This window comes from Paenibacillus sp. RRE4 (genome assembly GCF_031844205.1).
GTDB lineage: Bacteria > Bacillota > Bacilli > Paenibacillales > Paenibacillaceae > Paenibacillus > Paenibacillus xylanexedens_B.
In genome coordinates this window covers 88,359-103,443 of sequence record NZ_JAUZUT010000007.1, presented here as the reverse complement: position 1 = coordinate 103,443, position 15,085 = coordinate 88,359, and the positions used below count along the sequence as shown (strand labels likewise).

The window sequence follows — 15,085 nt, the reverse complement described above, 5'->3', positions numbered from 1 at the left end:
TCTTAGTTCTTTGGTTTGCTGAAGATGTGCACTGCTTTTTTTACGATAGCCAGTTCCTCTTGCGTGTCCGCAAGGGTATGTTCTTTCTCTTGAAGTAACCGGCGCATTTCTTTAAGCTCTGCTTCCAGTTCTTTCACTCGATCTACGCTAGCTACGGGTTCATGTTTAAGTTCGCGATACTTGCCCATCCACTGGTGTAATGTACTTTTTGGAATGTTGAGTTCTTCTGCCAAGTCTCCGAGTGTCTTGGTTTGTTCTTGGATAAATTTTACCGTTTGTTTCTTGAATTCTTCATTGTATCGTTGCCGTTGTTCTCCCATATGGACACACCTCCGTTAGCCTTATTATCCTTCTGTCCGTTAACGGGTGTCCACTTTTTATTCTAGTTCCATGGTGATCGTTAGAATTTCATTCGCCTCAAATCTCGCTAAATAACGTTCCTGGTGATCGTTAGAGCTGAGAAGTATCGTCCTATGCCAGCCCTGTGGTTCAACAGACTGCTGCATACTGTGAAGTATGTTCTTTTGCACAAAGTAACATGTGTGTGTACGTGATATGTACTAGGTTTACTAGTGGCAATGGTGCCATAGAAACAGCACTGGTCACAGTGCGCAGTAACGAAGCACCAAAATAACAGCAACCAGTGACAGGACTCAGTAAGGATGCCCAGAGCAACGGCAGTCAGTAGCAGTACCTAGTCACGATAAAGCAACACCCGGTAGCGGGGCTTAACCACATTTTCACCAACGATCCGTTCCAATTCACTTTTATCGTTTCGCCAACTGGGTGGAAGAGGACGAAATGGTGTATAACTAGAGTAGAGTTATGTAAGGTAAGTAATTGTTACTCGTGGGTAATGAGCATCCATAGATGCTTATGAAGAGAAATATGGAGCATGTGAGGAATCGAATGAACGGAGGATGCGTTTATGAAAAAACAACATCTGTTTATCGGCGGTAAACATACCGAATCGGTAAAATATACAACACTTCAGGCGCCGTATTCCGGAGAAACGCTGGCAGAAGTGGCTTCGGCCTCGGCGGAGGAGACCGAAGCCGCCATTGCGGCGGCCGTGAAGGCACGTAAAGCGATGCGCCAGATGCCTGCACATCAGCGTGCAGACTTGCTGTACAAGCTGTCCGCCATGCTGGAGGAACGCAAAGAGGAGGCGGCCCGCATCGTTGCATTAGAGGCGGCAAAGCCGATCACGGCGGCAAGAGGCGAGATTGATCGTACAATCGAGACCTATCGGTTTGCTGCCGAAGAGGCAAAACGGTTGACCGGAGAGACCGTTCCGATGGATGCGGCAAAAGGCGGCGAAGGCCGCATTGGCTATACGATGCGGCAGCCGCTCGGGGTGATTGGGGCCATTACACCTTTCAATTTTCCGATGAATCTCGTTGCGCACAAAGTTGGACCCGCACTGGCAGCTGGAAATACCATCGTGCTTAAGCCTGCGGAGCAGACTCCGCTGTCTGCCTATTACATCGCAAACCTGCTCCAAGAGGCGGGATTGCCTGACGGAGCACTGAATGTGGTGAGCGGTGATGGTAAAACAATTGGCGATGTACTTGTGAGCCATCCGGATGTAGCTTATCTTACCTTTACAGGTAGCCCGGCCGTAGGAACAAACATCCGTAGCAACGCTGGACTGAAACGGGTTACGCTAGAGCTGGGCTCCAATGCAGCTGTCATTATAGACAAGGATGTTGATCTGGACAAGGTGATTCCGCGTAGCGTGACGGGAGCTTTCACATATCAGGGCCAGGTCTGCATTTCATTACAGCGTATCTATGTGCATCAGTCGATCGCCGAGCCATTTATTAAGCGCTTTGCCGAAGCTGCTGAACAGGTTGTGATTGGTGATCCGCTGAGCGAGGATACGGTTGTATCAGCACTCATTACATCTAAGGATGTGCAACGTACTCTGGACTGGATTGAAGAAGCGAAACAGGCAGGGGCAACCGTGGTCGCAGGTGGTGAGGCTGAAGGAGGCATATTGCGTCCAACCGTGCTTGCGAATGTGCCACGCGATGCAAAGGTTTCTTGTCAGGAAGTGTTTGCACCGATTGTTGTGATTAACACGGTTGATTCCGTAGAAGAAGGCATTCAGCATGTTAACAACTCTATGTATGGACTCCAAGCAGGAGTATTCACCAATGACATTCAAACGGCACTCCGAGCTGTGGACGACATTGAAGCGGGCGGCGTAATGATTAATGATATCCCGACATTCCGGGTAGATCATATGCCGTATGGCGGTGTGAAGCAAAGCGGCATCGGGCGCGAAGGTGTGAAATATGCAACGGAAGAAATGACGGAATTGAAGTTTGTCATGTTTAACAAAAATTAAGTGAGTTCATCGCTTTTGCTTTGCAATAAAGCGATCATATGATATTTTCGAAGATCCTGTATCCATCTCGTGGGTGCAGGATTTTTGCTTGTAATTCTATTTCACAAACGATCGACATCCGCTTGAAGTGGCATCAAAAAAACGATCATTTTTCTGCGCTGACTATAGGTTCACATTGGGTGAGAAGGGTATAAAATAGGTAACATCCTGCAAGCAACTGTCTGAAATCGTTGAATTTCATAGGACATGGATGCATGCATTTTCAACAGCGTTTTCAATTCTTTTGTATCTTTTAAATATATCGTAAGCAATACGGCGGGTGAACACACAGAGAACGCATAACAGGTAGGAGGTGAACTCATATGGCGTATTCTATGACCGAGGTATCGGGTATGTCAGGTGTGAGCCTGAGTGAGTTGAGCTATTATGCGGAGTTGGGGCTGCTGTCCCCTGCTTTTCGCGGACTGGATGAGGATATCTATTATGAAAAAAAAGAATTGCTGACATTGCAACAGATTTTGTTCTGCAAGGAAGCAGGGATAGCGGAGGAAGAGATCGGTTCTATGCTCAAGGAAGAACCGGTGGAAATCATCCGTGTCATGCGGCAACATCGTATCCGAATTTTGGAGGAAGCACTTCGCTTGCACGGTTTGATCCAAACACTGGATCGAACGGTTTCTTATTTGCAGGGGGAAGAAACGATGGAGGGGCACGACCTGTACCGTGGCTTCGCGCATAATACGCGTCATGCCAGATTGCCAGAAGCAGGTCAAACACAGCACTTGCCTGAGACCCTCCCGTCACGTGACTCGAAAACGGAGAAGATCGAGTTGAAATCCAAAGAGGATTTTTTGGACTCACAGACCCAAATCGATCAGGTTCATCTGGATTTGAAACAGGCGCTGGAGCTTGGACTTGATCCGGGAAGTCCGGCTGTGCAGCAAATTATTGGAAGACATCTTGAATGGATCAAAGGATATTACACACCTACGGCTGAGATTTATCGGGATTTGGCCAATCTGTACGTCGAGCACCGCGATTTTCGTAAAATGTATGATGGTTATCATCCAAGACTGGCAGAGTTTTTGCGAGAGGGAATGATCATTAAAGCGGCACAAGATCTATCCTGAGTGCATAAAGTAACATGGGCGGGCAAGATGATTGGTAAGAACATTGGTAAGAGCATTCGTAAGAACATAGCAACAAAAAGCGCAGACCTCCGGGAGGGCTGCGCTTTTTGTTCATACATATGGATATCACCGGGTGAGGACAGAGTCCTCTTGTTCACATGAATAGGAGATGAATCAGACAGTTTACAGTTGCTCGACGAGCAAGCTGACTGCTTTTTCCAGGAAGATACGATCCTCATCGTCAAAACGGTTTTTGATCGGACTGTCGATATCCAGCACGCCATATAATTGTCCGTCTTTGATAATCGGAACAACGATCTCACTGTTGGATGCAGCATCACAGGCGATATGGCCTGGAAAAGCATGCACATCATCGACAACGAGTGTGCGTCTCTCCGAAGCAGATGTGCCGCATACTCCGCGTCCAAGTGGAATACGGATGCAGGCAGGCAATCCCTGAAACGGTCCAAGGACCAGTTCTTTTCCATCATACAGATAGAATCCGACCCAGTTGGTGTCGGTTAAAAATACATTGAGCAGCGCAGCAGCGTTAGCCAGATTGGCAATCGCACTAGGTTCATCGCGGATCAGAGCACTTAACTGTCCCAGGACGGCGGTGTGCTGCTCGCTTCGTGTTCCTTCATAGGAAACAGCTTGAAACATGGTGAATCACCCTCCCGAGCAAAAATGGTACTTATTTTCAAGATAGTGCAGTAGATGCGGTTAGTCAAGCGGAATGATTTTGGAAAGAGATGACAGTACCTGGATTATACGCCTGTTTCTCCGCTTCTTTCGCGGGGTAATTACTTAGCAACCAAGAAGGGCTACAACCCGGGAAGGAGCTTAGCTTATGCATGCAGAAGTACAGAATCTATTCGTACGAATTCATCTTCTATATTTTGCCCAAAATCAGGATTTAAACGTAAGCGACGCGTTGCCTTTGTTAGAAGAGCGAGGATATCGCGTGGGCGAACGTGAGATCAAGCAGGAGCTTGAACACCTGACGCAAGAGAACTTCCTGACTGCCCACGGAGACCAGTGGAGCCTGACCGGGACAGGCATTGAGGAGTATAAGGAAATTGTTGCTGTGCTTGGACGGGTGAGCGAAGAATTGTTGCCTGACAGCAAGAAGGCCTCTCCGGCTTAAAACTGTTGCAGATCAGGTTTTGCGAGTAACTGAGCAAATAAAGATTGTTTCTCGGCATAGAACAGGACAACCTGTGCTGGTGGATTCATAGGTAGATCAGGACCGGGAGCGGATGCGCCCGGTTTTTTGATATGATCAGAGGAGTGAACAGTTGCCAATTGGTGCAGGTTATGGTTAGATGGCTAATGAATCTTATGGTCTGCAAGAGAAGGATCGGATCGGAGTGTCAAGTGATGTATAAATGTAAAGGAAGAATCCCGGAACTGGAGACGCCGCGGTTACGCTTGCGCAAAATGCGCCGTAAGGATGCTGCGCAGATGTTCGTGCACTGGTCCGACCGGGAGGTTACACGGTATATGAATCTCGCGCCCATGATTGGGACAAGCGAGGCGGCCGATATGATCGGGCTGCTGAACCATATGGCAGGGGAAGAGGACGCCATCCGGTGGGGCATTGAACTGAAAGCTACAGGCAAGCTTATCGGTAGTTGCGGATTCAACACCTGGCAGCTGGAAGGGGCGTTTCGCGGTGAGATCGGATATGAGCTGGGCCGAGAGTATTGGCGTTACGGCTATATGTCTGAGGCGTTCACGGCGCTTTTGCCCTTTGGTTATGAGACGATGGGATTGAACCGGATTGAAGCACTTGTGGACCCGCGTAACGCAGCCTCAGGAACTTTCCTGACAAGCCAGGGATTTACAAGAGAGGGCCTGCTTCGCCAGGTACAGCATACGTCTACGGGATATAAGGATATGGTGATGTACTCGCTATTATATGATGAATTCCTCCGAAACAAGAGAAGGTAGTGGCAAGAAAGGTAGGAAAAGATACTTAATTTATTTTGAGATTACACATTAACGAAGAAACAGAACAAAGCTGGAGAAGTGGAACGTTCACCTTTATCACCGGATTTCTCCTTATAGAAAAGAGATGAAAAAATCTGGGGATAACTGTGATCGAAAGCTTGTTCTGTTTTGGAGCAGAAAGTAAAATCAACTGTTAATTATGTATAAGATTAAAGAGAGAAGGGTTTGTGTGAATACAACAGGAGGTTTGAAGCGCAGTTTCATTCTTGCGGGCTTGTTGCTGGCGACGTTTCTGTCCGCGATTGAAGGCACGGTGATCGGTCCGGCGGGTCCAACGATTGTCAGCGAATTGGGGAGCGTGCAGCTGCTCAGCTGGATTTTTACGGCGTACCTGCTCACGATGGCAGTCAGCACCCCGATTTTCGGCAAAATCAGTGACATATACGGACGTAAACCCGTGTTTCTCATCGGCTGTGCCTTGTTTTTGCTAGGCTCACTCTTATGCTGTCTTTCACAGAATATGGAGCAACTGATTATCTACCGTGCCATTCAGGGGATTGGGGCAGGCGCTGTAGTACCGGTTACATTTACAATTATCGGAGATATTTATCGCATAGAAGAGCGTGGCAAAATCCAGGGCTGGATCAGCTCGGTATGGGGCATTTCGTCTCTCGTCGGGCCGTTGCTCGGGGGTTATTTCGTGGACAACCTCGGATGGCAATGGATTTTCGGATTTAATGTGCCCTTTGGCTTGCTCGCCATGTGGTTTGTATTCCGTTATCTCAAAGAGGACATTTCACCACGTACCGCTAAAATTGATTATGTTGGTGCACTCACCTTCACCGTTGGTATTACCGCTATGCTTTTTGTATTGTCGGCAGGTGGGCAGTATTACGCGTGGAGTTCTCCATTGATTGTGGGACTGAGCGTGGTCGCTGTTTTGTTTCTTATCTTGTTTTTTGTGGTGGAAAAAAGAGCCCAAGCCCCGATGGTTCCACTTCATCTGTTCCGTATCCGGGACATCCGGGTGGCGAATATCGCCGGCCTGCTGACCAGTACCTTGATGATCGGCTTAACCAGCTATCTGCCGCTCTGGGTGCAGGGCGTACGTGGAGGAAATGCAACCGAGTCCGGTTTGCTGCTCGCGCCCATGTCGGTTGGCTGGCTAATCGGTAGCGTGCTGGCAGGCCGATTGTTGCTCAAGATTGGATCACGGCTGACCAGCTTAATCGGACTTACCGGGATCGCCATTGGTTCAGGTGGACTGTTCTTAGTTGGCGGAACCTCGCCACAAGCCGTATTGTTTATTCTGACCTTTATTTATGGTCTAGGGTTCGGGTTTGCCTTTACGATCTTCACGATTATCGCGCAGTCGTCTGTAGGGTACAAAGAACGCGGTTCTTCAACGGCACTGCATACGTTCATGCGTACACTTGGTCAAACGATTGGGGCGGCGGCATTTGGAACATGGCTGAATTTCCGTATCTCGACACTGTCGAGTGAACAAAATTTAGCGGCATCAGGTATATCGGAGAAGGATCTGAATGAGCTGCTTGCACCGCATACGGATGTTGCGTTATCGGACGAGAAGTGGGCGTTGCTACGCAGTGTGCTGGAGGGTAGCTTGCACTCCTTGTTTGTCATCATGTTTGTTATTGCGATCGTTTCATGGGTCACTACGCTGGCCTTGCGCAAAAGGCTAATTGTTCCTGAGGATGCAGATGCCCCGCCGCAAGTGGAGGCTATGCAGAAGTAACGGCCATGCCGGGAGAAAGAACGGAAATGCACCGCAAAACAATGGAATTCAAGGATCGAAGCATATCTTTGCTATGTCCTAAAAAAAGCAGCTGAACATCAGCTGCTTTTTATATTTCCATGGGTTTGGTATGATGAACTGGAAAAAGGAGGATGATGTGACTTGAGTAACCCGAAGTGGCTAGCCCTGCATTCCGTTTCTTTTCCTGTCCGTATCTTCTCCGCATTGCTGACCTGTATTTCAATGTCTCTTATTACAGTTCTCAACGAATACGTGCCTGTATCTGAGCGAATGGATAATACGTACTATACTCCGTTCTGGTCTTCATTAGTTATTACCGTGTTGATCTATCTGGCCATAGTCATTTTTCTCATGCTTCCATTGTCACTCTTTGCGGATGCGGTATCGATATCTGTGGTGCAACGAACTAGAGGGAGAATCCATCCGGTTGTATCTGTAGTGATTGGTTATGTTCTTTTAGCAGGATTAAGCGGTGTTCTGTTCTCTCTTTTTGTGTTTCGGGGGAATACGTTTCTTTATATGGACGCCATTCGCCAGATTTGTATCATGACCCTGATCTTTCTGATCTGGCAATATATTTTAAGAGCAGGATCTTACTGGCTACAACACAATAAACAAGCAAAAACCGGATGAGCCTTGGTCAGGCCCTCCGGTTTTTGCATCTCTACCACTCTGCTCAAGTTATCCAGCGTAAACCTGGTTGTCTAACTCGGATGAGGTGCACGTACGCATCTAGCTGCTCGCTGACAGACTTTCTGCTCCATGGGCCAGTCTGCCCAGAAGCTCGGACAGCAGTTCTTTGTCTTCTTCGCTTAGACCGCTGACTGCACGATCAATCTTGACCGCATATCCTGGATAGATGTCATCCATCGTGCGCTGGCCTTCTTCTGTCAGTTCCACAAAAATGATTCGTCTGTCTTGCGGACAATGTTTGCGGCGTAGAAGTCCTTTTTGCTCCAGCTTGTCAATGACATAGGTAACGTTCCCACTCTGCAACAGCAGTTGAGCTCCTACCTGCTGGATGGGTTGTGCTCCTTTCATATATAACACTTCGAGCACTCCATAGGCAGTCGGATTAAAACCATGTACTTTACTTCCAGATACAGCGTGTTCATTCACACTTTTGAACGTATGGGCCAAGGTGCGGTACAGATGAAGTGAACGTTCTGTCCCGATCTCTTGTAATTCCAGCATGCTGATCCCGCCTTTCAGTGTATTTATATAAGTTGACGTGATATATGAAGGTTCTCTTTGCTGTATAAGTTTGAACTAAGGTTAATTTACCCGTGCATAAAGTTAAACTTATACAATGCGTTTAGTAAAAGATCAGATCAACTTATATGAGTTGGATCATTATATCGATTGACGAATCAGAGGATCGTCATATGTTCATTGTAGACCTCAATTTGGCCGAAAAACATGCGATATGTCACAAGATTTGCATTTTTAGCATTTAAAATTTGATCATTTGTCACGATTTTGCGTACATATTTTAGATTGGAGCAATGAAATGGATTAGAGTGCAGGATACCAGGAAAATGAAAAATCATCCTGTGGATGTTCCTTTATCTCCGACTTGGGCAGGAGGTTCTGACTCAACCTCTTTTATATAATCATTTTCATATTAAACATTCGGAAAATGATGGAGGAGAAACGGGATGACAACAAAAAACGCTTTAGCGGGAAAAAGTGCACTGAAACAAAATCGTGCTTTTGTAACATTGATGGTGTCTCAGGCGATATCCAACTTGGGGGATTGGCTGCATCTGTTGGCCATTTTCACTCTGGTTGGGCTTCGCTGGAATGCAACGCCGTGGGAGATTACGTTTGTGATGTTGTCTGCGGCATTGCCGATGCTTCTCACAGGGCCATTTGCGGGTGCGCTGGCAGATCGGTTGAACCGTAAATGGTTGATGGTTACCGCCGACGGAGCAAGAATTATCATTGTGGGTGCGTTTATTTTCGCGAATCAGATATGGCAAATTTACGTATTGCTTATTCTTAAATCTCTATTTGATGTCATGTTCTCACCCGCGAAGAACGGCAAATTAAAAGAAATTGTGCCAGATCACCAGCTTGCTCAAGCGGTTTCCATTAGCTCGGTGATTGAACAGATGTCCAAAATTATCGGCCCGGCGTTGGGCGGATTACTCGTAGCCGGGTTCGGGATCACGTGGTGTTTTGTGTTAGATGCGTCATCGTTTCTGATCTCTGGCATTATTTTATTGTGGATTCCCGGACATCGGGTGATCCAACGAGTGAATTCCGACGTAACAGGAGTAGAGGAAGAGACAGCAGGATCGATTCAAGTCAAACAATCCTTTTGGAAAGAAACACTTGAGGGCATCCGTATGCTAGCTTGTCTGCCTCATGTCGGAACGTCACTTTTTTTACTAGCATCCGCGATTTTGTTTCTGCAATTTGCCGATTCACAAACGGTTGTTTTATTCAGGCAACTTCCCGGTATTTCCGGCGATCTGCTTGGATGGTGTGTCGCGGCAAGTGGTGTCGGAACGTTAATTGCGGCGATGAGTGTCCGGAAATGGAAAACAGCAAGCCATGGCTTAAAAATGGGGCTGGGAACTGCTGTGACAGGCCTTGTAATCGGGACGGCTGGTATAGTCGTTGTCGTATGGCCTTCTGCAGGAATGGGTGCGCATTTGCTTCTTATTTCGCTGTTTGCCTTGGCCGGTGTTGGCATTGGATTTGCTGTCGTACCTTTTCAGATTCTGTTGCAAGAACAGACTCCTGAGCCGATGACAGGCAGGGTATTCGGTACTGTAGGCAGTGTGATGACAACGAGCAACATTCTTGGTCCTGTGGCTGGCGGGTTATTAGTGACTTCGTTTGGTGTTGTGCCTGCGTTTGTAAGTTCAGGTGTGCTGCTGACACTACTCGGTCTACTGTATTTGTTGAAGCCAAGAGCGAAGTGTGCAGAAGATCTGGAGGCAGTTCTTCCGGCGAAGTCTGTGGCAACCGGAGAAGGATCGTAAGGTGTTTTAGAGAGATAATCGCCCAGCATGAAGGCGGAAATTAATTTAATTTTAAAATGTTTTTACTGAAAAATCGTTTGAGGAAACGCCTTCATGTTTAATGAGGAACAGGCAAAAGTCCCTGTATACTAATTAATCCTAGGGGAAAACTCATATGCCTTGTCCCACCAACGCTAACGCGGAAAGGGGGTGAAGTTACTTGAACTTAATAGGGAAATTACCCAGATCGATCACTCGTCTGGCAAGCATTCCGTTAGCCATTCTGGCCGGAACGTTGGTTATGGGCATCGGTTCGTCGCATGTATATGCGGATGATGCTCAGAATCAGGCGGGTTCAAGTAAACCGTCCAGCGGATTGTCATTGAACCTGCTCTCACGCGATGCAGATGGCAGCCTTGATCTGACTCCATCGATATCGGTATCCACACCACTACTCGATGTAGAAGTTCCTTCGATCCAAACGAATGCATCTACCGGCAAGCTAAGTGTATCTGAGTTGAAGGTCGATACACCGCTTGGATCGGCAGGAACATCGCAGATTGGCATCGATGCGAAGCAAGGGACGGTGGATCTTCCTTCTGTACAAGCAGACACACCTGTCATTCAAGCAGATGTGTCCAGCAGTCAGGTTGATCTCCAAGGGGGAACAGCTTCCTTGCCGGGGATTAAAGCCGAGGTTCCCGAGGTTATCCAAGCAGAGACGTCTGCTGTACAAACAGACCTGCGGCAAGGCAAGGTTAAACTTCCTTCCGTGAAAGTTGATGTTCCTGAAGTTACATCGGTGGATGTCAGGGTATCAGGTGTAGATCTGAGCGAAGGCAAGGTACAGCTTCCAAAGGTGAAAGCAAATGTGCCTGCTACTGGTGTATCAACAGAAGTTGATTCTGGTAAAGGAAAGATTGAACTTCCGGTTGTGAAACCGGAGCAGCCTGTAGATACTTCAGATCAGCCTAGTAAGGCAGTCGATCTACCTTCGTCTCAGGGCAAGCTGAGTGGACAAAACACGGCACAAGATGAAATACAGGTTACAGGTCAGGTTATGGATCGTGAGATCAATCCGGATTCGGTAACCGAGCCTGCTGTTTCTCAGGCTGTGCCTGTGAAGCAAGATGGTCTGAAACAACGTGCGAAGGAAACAAATTCAAACGTATCTTTACTGGATAATGAATGGTTGGGGATGAACCCATCCTTTGGTAAATCAACAGCGGAGAAGCAAGGTCAAGGGAATCTGAATGCGGATCAGGCAATACCTGAGAAGCAGGATGAAGCCTCTGTACCATGGCAACCACGGGCAGAACGACCTGCTAACTGGTCTGTTATGGCAATAGCTCCTTCTGCAACGAGTACCTCTACAGGTACAAGCACCGGTTCGTCCGGTGTGACGGGGGGCGGAGCATCCGTTCCAGCTGTAGCACTGCCTTTAGCTTTAACAAGTCCGGTGATGCCGGGTTATGGTTTTGCTTTTAAGATGGAACGCTTGGATGGTTTCAGCCAGTGGTCACAAGCACCACCAGGTCAGCCGCCGAAATATACCTCTTTCTCATAAACAACAATGGCGTTAATTCAACCAAAAATGAGAAGGAGTGTATATTATCATGAAAAAAGTGAATCGTTGGGTAAAATTGTCGGTATTGTCGGGTACGTTGGTAGCTGGATTGCTGGGAGCTTCACAGGCAACCTATGCAGATAGCTATAACAGCAACAGCAACGGTAATTTGGATCTGAATGCAGGTCTGCGTCTGGAACTGGGATCATTGTTGTCAGGACAACGTGACGCTGGTTACGGGAATACTGGCAACTATGGGGGTACCTCTAGCGCAAGCGGTGCATTGAATCTGGATCTGGGGCTAAACGCCGGTGTATCCGCCGAGAACACGAACCGTTACAATAACGAATCTACGGACGTTACGAGCGAGCAAAGTAGCTCTGGCAAACTGGGCCTCGGTCTGAATGCCAATGTGTCTGGAGAAGCAGCAACGATGAACGAGTATTCACGAGATGGTCAGGCACGCAACAGCAACACGAACAGCAGCTATGCTAGTGAAAGTCGAGGCAAGCTCGATCTGGGTCTGAACGCGAAAGCGGAAGGGGAGAGTGCAACATGGGCTCAATCCGAACGTAGCAGTAACGTGAACGACCGTGAGCGTACCGCAAGCAGCAGCTATGCGAGCGAAAGCCGTGGCATGCTCGATCTGGGTCTGAACGCGAAAGCGGAAGGAGAGAGTGCAACAATGGCTCAATCCGAACGTAGCAGTAACGTGAACGACCGTGAGCGTACCGCAAGCAGCAGCTATGCGAGCGAAAGCCGTGGCAAGCTCGATCTGGGACTGAACGCGAAAGCGGAAGTAGAGAGTGCAACAATGGCTCAATCCGAACGTAGCAGTAACGTGAACGACCGTGAGCGTACCGCAAGCAGCAGCTATGCGAGCGAAAGCCGTGGCATGCTCGATCTGGGTCTGAACGCGAAAGCGAAAGGAGAGAGTGCAACGATGGCTCAATCCGAACGCAGCAGTAACGTACACGACCATGAGCGTACCGCAAGCAACAGCTATGCCAGCGAAAGCCGTGGCATGCTGGATCTCGGTCTGAACGCGAAAGCGGAAGGAGAGAGTGCAACAATGGCTCAATCCGAACGTAACAGTAACGTGAACGACCGTGAGCGTACCGCAAGCAGCAGCTATGCGAGCGAAAGCCGTGGCATGCTCGATCTGGGTCTGAACGCGAAAGCGAAAGGCGAGAGTGCAACATTGGCTCAATCCGAACGTAACAGTAACGTGAACGACCGTGAGCGTACCGCAAGCAGCAGCTATGCGAGCGAAAGCCGTGGCATGCTGGATCTCGGTCTGAACGCGAAAGCGGAAGGCGAGAGTGCAACAATGGCTCAATCCGAACGTAGCAGTAACGTGAACGACCGTGAGCATACCGCAAGCAGTAGCTATGCGAGCGAAAGCCGTGGCATGCTCGATCTGGGTCTGAACGCGAAAGCGAAAGGAGAGAGTGCAACAATGGCTCAATCCGAACGTAACAGTAACGTGAACGACCGTGAGCGTACCGCAAGCAGCTATGCCAGCGAAAGTCGAGGCATGCTGGATCTGGGTCTGAACGCTAATGCGGATGCAGAAAGCGAAACGATGACCATGGTGGAAAACAATCGATAATATGAGTTTTCACTTTAATATGAAGAAGCAGAGGCTCCGAACCCCTGCTTCTTTTTTTATATTCAACCAAATACAATGGGTGAATCATGGAGTTATTGTTATAACAGTTGAATAGTATAATTATAGGAGGAATCTAAGTGAGTAGGGTGAGAGAGATGGAACGAAAAGTAACGAAGTTTGGTAACAGCCTTGGAATAACGATGACAGAAGCATTCAAGCAAATTGGACTTGAACAAGGAGACATGGTTCAGGTAGAGGTCGACCAAACGAGCGGAGAAATTATCATTAAAAAGTCGGTCAAGGTAAATTTGCCTAACGGAATAAGTAATGATTTTATGGATACGTTAGCTTCTGTTATGGATGAGTATGATCAAACTTTGAAAGGTCTTAAAGACAGATGAGTCTCATTCGTTATTCAAATATTCAAGAAGTAATTGCGATTAATGTTGCGATGATCAAACGGTATAGCCCGGGAGAGCAGATTAGTGTAAAAGATTCTAATCTGCTTGAATCTGCTGTTCTTAGACGGCAATCATCTGCTTTTGGTGACGAAGCGTATCCGACAGTCTATGAGAAGGCGGCTGCAATTTTTCAGTCATTAGGCCAAAACCATCCTTTTCATAATGCGAATAAACGAACAGCCTTTACTGCATTAGTCATGTTTCTACGTTACAGTCATATTTACTTTAAAATGGAACAGACCTTAGCTGAGGATTTTACGGTTGATATGGTCAACCCCATATTCATTTGAAGATCTTACTTCGATGATTCAAACTCACTGTTGGTCTGAGGAGAGAACATAATAGGGATCAAAGAATGCATGAGCAATAAATCATGGAGTTTTAATGGTTTATTGTTTTTATTTGCCTACTTTTTGCTCAATTTGATCAAACATGATACTCCAAACTCATTTACAATATAAATAGTTCATCACGTATAAAAAGGACAAGAACAGGAGTGTTAAGCCATGCAGCACGCATCGCAGGAAGAAACAGCTTTACCTAATTCTATCCTGAACGTACATATTCGCGAAGCTGGTTACGCGCCAGGGCAGTCTACGATCCGGAATATTCGGATGCACGTGGCGCCGGGAGAGTTGGTCGGGATTATCGGGCCCAATGGTGCAGGTAAAAGTACAACCATCAAGACATTGCTTGGCCTGCTGGAGCATGCCGACTATGATGTAACCATCGGTGGGGAAGGGCGTTACGCCTACATTCCCGAACAGCCTGTTTTTTACGAGTATATGACCTTGTGGGAACATCTTGATCTGGCTGCTGCAGCGTATGAAATAGAAGAAGAGGTTTTTGTTGCGAGAGCGGAGGAATTGTTAGTCCGTTTTGGTATGGATCATGTCCGTAATGATCTGCCAGCGAGTTTCTCGAAGGGCATGCGTCAGAAAATGATGCTCATGATCGGATTTCTCTCCTCACCGGATATCTATATTGTGGACGAGCCATTTATCGGTTTAGATCCGCGTGCAACAAAGGATTTTCTGAAATTGCTTGATGATGAGCGCCGCCGCGGGGCGGGCGTGTTAATGTCTACACATGTGCTCGATACGGCTGAACGGATCTGCGACCGCTTCATTCTGATTGCTGCCGGCAGGTCGGCTGCGGAAGGAACGTTGAATGAGATCCGTGCCGCGGCGGGAATGCCGGAAGCATCTTTGTTTGATTGTTTTGACACGTTAACATCGGATTGAAGAAAGGAGAAGCCTG

General features: G+C 47.6%; 15 protein-coding genes. 12 read left to right on the top strand and 3 right to left on the bottom strand.

Translation table 11 applies throughout. The features are described 5' to 3' along the window. Positions 1-2: 2 nt before the first annotated feature. Entirely contained in the window at positions 3-320 is a 318-nt protein-coding gene (locus Q9R46_RS23530; protein WP_090921784.1) for a transposase, read from the bottom strand. Positions 321-928: 608 nt separating this feature from the next. On the opposite strand from Q9R46_RS23530, the gene Q9R46_RS23525 reads away from it, so the two are divergent. Both Q9R46_RS23525 and Q9R46_RS23520 read left to right on the top strand, forming a co-directional pair. After that, a complete protein-coding gene (locus Q9R46_RS23525; protein ID WP_311282003.1) occupies positions 929-2,353 on the top strand; it encodes an aldehyde dehydrogenase family protein in 1,425 nt (474 codons plus the stop codon). A gap of 362 nt (positions 2,354-2,715) precedes the next feature. Next, positions 2,716-3,483 (top strand): MerR family transcriptional regulator, encoded by a 768-nt coding sequence (locus tag Q9R46_RS23520; RefSeq protein WP_145415389.1) that lies wholly within the window; start codon positions 2,716-2,718, stop codon positions 3,481-3,483. A gap of 183 nt (positions 3,484-3,666) precedes the next feature. Here the strand turns inward: Q9R46_RS23520 and Q9R46_RS23515 are convergent, their stop codons facing one another. Continuing rightward, positions 3,667-4,146, bottom strand: coding sequence for a GAF domain-containing protein (locus tag Q9R46_RS23515; RefSeq protein WP_145336610.1), 480 nt, complete (start codon positions 4,144-4,146; stop codon positions 3,667-3,669). A gap of 187 nt (positions 4,147-4,333) precedes the next feature. On the opposite strand from Q9R46_RS23515, the gene Q9R46_RS23510 reads away from it, so the two are divergent. The 4 genes from Q9R46_RS23510 (at position 4,334) to Q9R46_RS23495 (ending at position 7,846) form a co-directional block, all read left to right on the top strand. Continuing rightward, positions 4,334-4,630 (top strand): hypothetical protein, encoded by a 297-nt coding sequence (locus Q9R46_RS23510; RefSeq protein ID WP_145336608.1) that lies wholly within the window; start codon positions 4,334-4,336, stop codon positions 4,628-4,630. A 233-nt stretch (positions 4,631-4,863) separates the two neighbouring features. Continuing rightward, positions 4,864-5,436 (top strand): GNAT family N-acetyltransferase, encoded by a 573-nt coding sequence (locus tag Q9R46_RS23505; protein WP_308723476.1) that lies wholly within the window; start codon positions 4,864-4,866, stop codon positions 5,434-5,436. A gap of 247 nt (positions 5,437-5,683) precedes the next feature. Further along, positions 5,684-7,192 carry an MDR family MFS transporter gene (locus Q9R46_RS23500; protein ID WP_260984867.1) on the top strand — a complete coding sequence of 503 codons (1,509 nt, stop codon included), beginning with the start codon at positions 5,684-5,686 and terminating at the stop codon, positions 7,190-7,192. Between the two features lie 162 nt (positions 7,193-7,354). Further along, positions 7,355-7,846 carry a hypothetical protein gene (locus Q9R46_RS23495; RefSeq protein ID WP_311282002.1) on the top strand — a complete coding sequence of 164 codons (492 nt, stop codon included), beginning with the start codon at positions 7,355-7,357 and terminating at the stop codon, positions 7,844-7,846. Positions 7,847-7,945: 99 nt separating this feature from the next. Here Q9R46_RS23495 and Q9R46_RS23490 read toward each other — a convergent pair whose 3' ends face one another. After that, positions 7,946-8,407 carry a MarR family winged helix-turn-helix transcriptional regulator gene (locus tag Q9R46_RS23490; protein WP_090924920.1) on the bottom strand — a complete coding sequence of 154 codons (462 nt, stop codon included), beginning with the start codon at positions 8,405-8,407 and terminating at the stop codon, positions 7,946-7,948. Between the two features lie 464 nt (positions 8,408-8,871). Here Q9R46_RS23490 and Q9R46_RS23485 point away from each other — a divergent pair, with 464 nt between their 5' ends. The 6 genes from Q9R46_RS23485 (at position 8,872) to Q9R46_RS23460 (ending at position 15,069) form a co-directional block, all read left to right on the top strand. Further along, positions 8,872-10,206, top strand: a complete 1,335-nt coding sequence (locus Q9R46_RS23485) for an MFS transporter (RefSeq protein WP_311282001.1) — start codon at positions 8,872-8,874, stop codon at positions 10,204-10,206. 199 nt (positions 10,207-10,405) lie between these two features. Further along, positions 10,406-11,752, top strand: a complete 1,347-nt coding sequence (locus tag Q9R46_RS23480) for a hypothetical protein (protein WP_311282000.1) — start codon at positions 10,406-10,408, stop codon at positions 11,750-11,752. Positions 11,753-11,801: 49 nt separating this feature from the next. Continuing rightward, positions 11,802-13,364 (top strand): hypothetical protein, encoded by a 1,563-nt coding sequence (locus Q9R46_RS23475; RefSeq protein ID WP_311281999.1) that lies wholly within the window; start codon positions 11,802-11,804, stop codon positions 13,362-13,364. A gap of 155 nt (positions 13,365-13,519) precedes the next feature. Beyond that, positions 13,520-13,765 carry an AbrB/MazE/SpoVT family DNA-binding domain-containing protein gene (locus Q9R46_RS23470; protein ID WP_397351832.1) on the top strand — a complete coding sequence of 82 codons (246 nt, stop codon included), beginning with the start codon at positions 13,520-13,522 and terminating at the stop codon, positions 13,763-13,765. Continuing rightward, positions 13,762-14,115, top strand: coding sequence for a type II toxin-antitoxin system death-on-curing family toxin (locus tag Q9R46_RS23465; protein ID WP_397386410.1), 354 nt, complete (start codon positions 13,762-13,764; stop codon positions 14,113-14,115). The genes Q9R46_RS23470 and Q9R46_RS23465 overlap by 4 nt, the downstream gene beginning before the upstream one ends. A 216-nt stretch (positions 14,116-14,331) precedes the next feature. Further along, positions 14,332-15,069 (top strand): ABC transporter ATP-binding protein, encoded by a 738-nt coding sequence (locus Q9R46_RS23460; RefSeq protein WP_090924924.1) that lies wholly within the window; start codon positions 14,332-14,334, stop codon positions 15,067-15,069. Positions 15,070-15,085 lie beyond the last annotated feature (16 nt).

Coding starts and splice junctions, on each gene's coding strand:
- Q9R46_RS23530 (WP_090921784.1), bottom strand. CDS start 320: ATGGGAGAACAACGGCAACGATACAATGAAGAATTCAAGAAACAAACG.
- Q9R46_RS23525 (WP_311282003.1), top strand. CDS start 929: ATGAAAAAACAACATCTGTTTATCGGCGGTAAACATACCGAATCGGTA.
- Q9R46_RS23520 (WP_145415389.1), top strand. CDS start 2,716: ATGGCGTATTCTATGACCGAGGTATCGGGTATGTCAGGTGTGAGCCTG.
- Q9R46_RS23515 (WP_145336610.1), bottom strand. CDS start 4,146: ATGTTTCAAGCTGTTTCCTATGAAGGAACACGAAGCGAGCAGCACACC.
- Q9R46_RS23510 (WP_145336608.1), top strand. CDS start 4,334: ATGCATGCAGAAGTACAGAATCTATTCGTACGAATTCATCTTCTATAT.
- Q9R46_RS23505 (WP_308723476.1), top strand. CDS start 4,864: ATGTATAAATGTAAAGGAAGAATCCCGGAACTGGAGACGCCGCGGTTA.
- Q9R46_RS23490 (WP_090924920.1), bottom strand. CDS start 8,407: ATGCTGGAATTACAAGAGATCGGGACAGAACGTTCACTTCATCTGTAC.
- Q9R46_RS23485 (WP_311282001.1), top strand. CDS start 8,872: ATGACAACAAAAAACGCTTTAGCGGGAAAAAGTGCACTGAAACAAAAT.
- Q9R46_RS23475 (WP_311281999.1), top strand. CDS start 11,802: ATGAAAAAAGTGAATCGTTGGGTAAAATTGTCGGTATTGTCGGGTACG.
- Q9R46_RS23470 (WP_397351832.1), top strand. CDS start 13,520: ATGGAACGAAAAGTAACGAAGTTTGGTAACAGCCTTGGAATAACGATG.
- Q9R46_RS23465 (WP_397386410.1), top strand. CDS start 13,762: ATGAGTCTCATTCGTTATTCAAATATTCAAGAAGTAATTGCGATTAAT.
- Q9R46_RS23460 (WP_090924924.1), top strand. CDS start 14,332: ATGCAGCACGCATCGCAGGAAGAAACAGCTTTACCTAATTCTATCCTG.